We start from the raw sequence: 2275 nt of genomic DNA, 5'->3' as shown, positions 1-2275 counted from the left end.
GCCTTTTGGTGCTGGACTTCTTCCGAGGCACTCCGGCAGGGATTCGGCCCCCGGGTTACGCGCCGAGCGGGGCGGCGGCCACGGTGGGCATGGTGGGCGTCTTCGATCCGCCCACCGGCTCCACCGTGATGCCCAGGGCGGCGGCGGCACCGATGCCCGTGACGACGGCCGGCTTGGACAGGGCTGCAGCGTCCATCAGGCCCTTGGAGACCGGGGCGGAGCCGTCCTTGGGGATCAGCCACATCTGGTAGACCTTGCCGACGGGCGGGGCCGGGACGCCGTTCATTTTCACGACAACGGCGTCCTTCGAGGACGAAAGGGTCAGTGAGGCCGTGCCGCCGCCGATCACGTCGATCGTCGCCTTGCGCACATCGCTGGCCTGGAGCACCTGATTGAGGGGATCGTTCTGGTTGGCGACGTAGGCCCCCACCCCGACCCCGCCGACGGCGATGGCGGCCGCCGCGGCGACGCCGATCAGCCAGTTGCGCATGCCCTGCGGCCGGCGACGTTCGTCCCGCCGCTGCCGGGCGGCGCCGAGTTCGTCGGCAACCGGAAGTTCGGCGTGTTCGCGGACCGGCCGGGACACCACCGGCGGAGCGGCGGGACCGGACTGCGCGTCGGTGCCGGAGCCGGCCGGCTGCGCCGGCAGGGCCGCAACGATGCGGTCGAAGAGCCCGGCCGGCGGCTCTTCCTCCGCGCCGAAGCTCAGGGCCAGGGTCTCGCGGGCTTGGCGGACGCGTTCCTCGAATTCGGCGCGTTCGGCCGGCGGGGCGTCCGCGATATGGCGATCGACGGCGGTTCGCTCGGCGTCGTCGAGGGCATGCAGCGCATAGACCTCGGCGAGGTCGATGGCGCGGCCGGAGCTGAGGTCCCCGGCGATGTCGGCGGAAAAGCCGCCGGGCGTGCGGCCGCTGTTCTGTGGATTCATGTCGTTCATCTCAACTCACCCCCAGGCAGGTTTTCAGGCGGATCAGTCCGTCGCGGATGCGGGACTTGATGGTGGGAACGGCCGCGTTGAGCCGCTCGGCGACTTCCCGGTAGGTGAGGCCGCCGTAGTAGGCGAGCCGCACGGATTCCTGCTGGGTGTCGGTCAGCGTGTCCAGGCAGCGGACCACCGCTTCAGCCTCGAGCCGGCTGCCGACCTCATCGGAGACGGAGTCATGGTCGATCTCCTGGCTGCTGGCGCCGTACCTGGCCTCCCGGTCCGTGGCGGACTGCGATGAACGGACCTTGTCCACGGCCCGGCGATGGGAAATCGTCATCAGCCACGCGAGCGGGCTGCCGGCGTCGGCGTTGAACTTCGCCGCGTTCTGCCAGACCTGGAGGAAGACCTCCTGGGTGGTGTCTTCGCTGAGCTCGGCGTCGATCAGGACCCGTCGCGCCATGCCGAAAACGCGGCGCGAGGTGAGCTGGTAAAACTCGGCGAAGGCGGCCTGGTCCCCGTTGGCGATCTGTCCCAGCAGCGCTCCCAGTCGGCGGTTCACGTCGGCTGGGGCAGCAGGGGGAGCGGCGGCCTCGGGGTTCGGGGCATTCGGAGTTTCCATCACCTTCAAGCATAAGGTGCCAGCCGTGGATCGAGGATCAGGGCGGGCGTCAACGCCGCCGTGGTTGCCCGCAGCCCGTGGGGCCGGGCGTCTATCCACCTGCATTGTGCTCACCTGCCGCTCCTCGCTCCTCTCGACGTTCGCCGTAGATGGCTTCTCAAGAGGGGATTCGTCGCGACGGGTTCGACGGATGGGTTGGATGTCGAGCCGGCCGCCACTTCCTGCCGCGGCCGGAGAGGTGGCGCGCTGCCGCTACAGTTTCGCGCCGGCGAAGCCTTGCTGGCGCCAGGCCTCGTAGACGGCGATCGACGCCGCGTTGGCAAGGTTCAGCGAGCGCAGCGCCGGGAGCATCGGAAGCCGGACCCGGGACGTCACATGGGGGTCGTGCTTCAGTTCCTCGGAGAGCCCCACGGATTCGCGGCCGAACATCAGCACGTCGCCGGGAAGGTAGCTGATGTCGGTGTAGGAGGTGTCGCCGTCGGACGTGAAGGCGAAGACCCGGTCCGGGGCCAGCGCCGCCCACGCGGCGTCGATGTCCGGGTGCACCGTGACGACGGCGAGGTCGTGGTAGTCCAGCCCGGCGCGTCGGAGCTTGGCGTCGGAAAAATCGAAGCCCAGCGGCTCCACCAAGTGAAGTTCGGCCCCCGTGATGGCGGCCAGCCGGATGGCGTTGCCGGTATTGCCGGGGATTTCGGGACTGTGGAAGAGGATGCGGAACACGCTCCCATCCT

General features: G+C 69.5%; 3 protein-coding genes. All 3 read right to left on the bottom strand.

Features of this window, described 5'->3' with window-relative positions; all coding sequences use genetic code 11:
- Window positions 1-55 precede the first annotated feature (55 nt).
- Window positions 56-937, bottom strand: coding sequence for an anti-sigma factor (locus AB4Y86_RS17190; protein ID WP_441403376.1), 882 nt, complete (start codon window positions 935-937; stop codon window positions 56-58).
- A gap of 1 nt (window position 938) precedes the next feature.
- Entirely contained in the window at window positions 939-1544 is a 606-nt protein-coding gene (gene sigK, locus AB4Y86_RS17185) for an ECF RNA polymerase sigma factor SigK (RefSeq protein ID WP_441403375.1), read from the bottom strand.
- A gap of 252 nt (window positions 1545-1796) precedes the next feature.
- Window positions 1797-2264, bottom strand: coding sequence for a tRNA (cytidine(34)-2'-O)-methyltransferase (locus AB4Y86_RS17180; protein ID WP_441403377.1), 468 nt, complete (start codon window positions 2262-2264; stop codon window positions 1797-1799).
- Between the last annotated feature and the right edge of the window lie 11 nt (window positions 2265-2275).

It is taken from the genome of Arthrobacter sp. 2YAF22_2, from assembly GCF_052114645.1.
GTDB lineage: Bacteria > Actinomycetota > Actinomycetes > Actinomycetales > Micrococcaceae > Arthrobacter.
This window is presented reverse-complemented; position numbering and strand designations above follow the sequence as displayed.

Excerpts from the sequence above, each read along its gene's own strand:
- sigK (WP_441403375.1), bottom strand. The coding sequence starts at position 1,544 with ATGGAAACTCCGAATGCCCCGAACCCCGAGGCCGCCGCTCCCCCTGCT.
- AB4Y86_RS17190 (WP_441403376.1), bottom strand. The coding sequence starts at position 937 with ATGAACGACATGAATCCACAGAACAGCGGCCGCACGCCCGGCGGCTTT.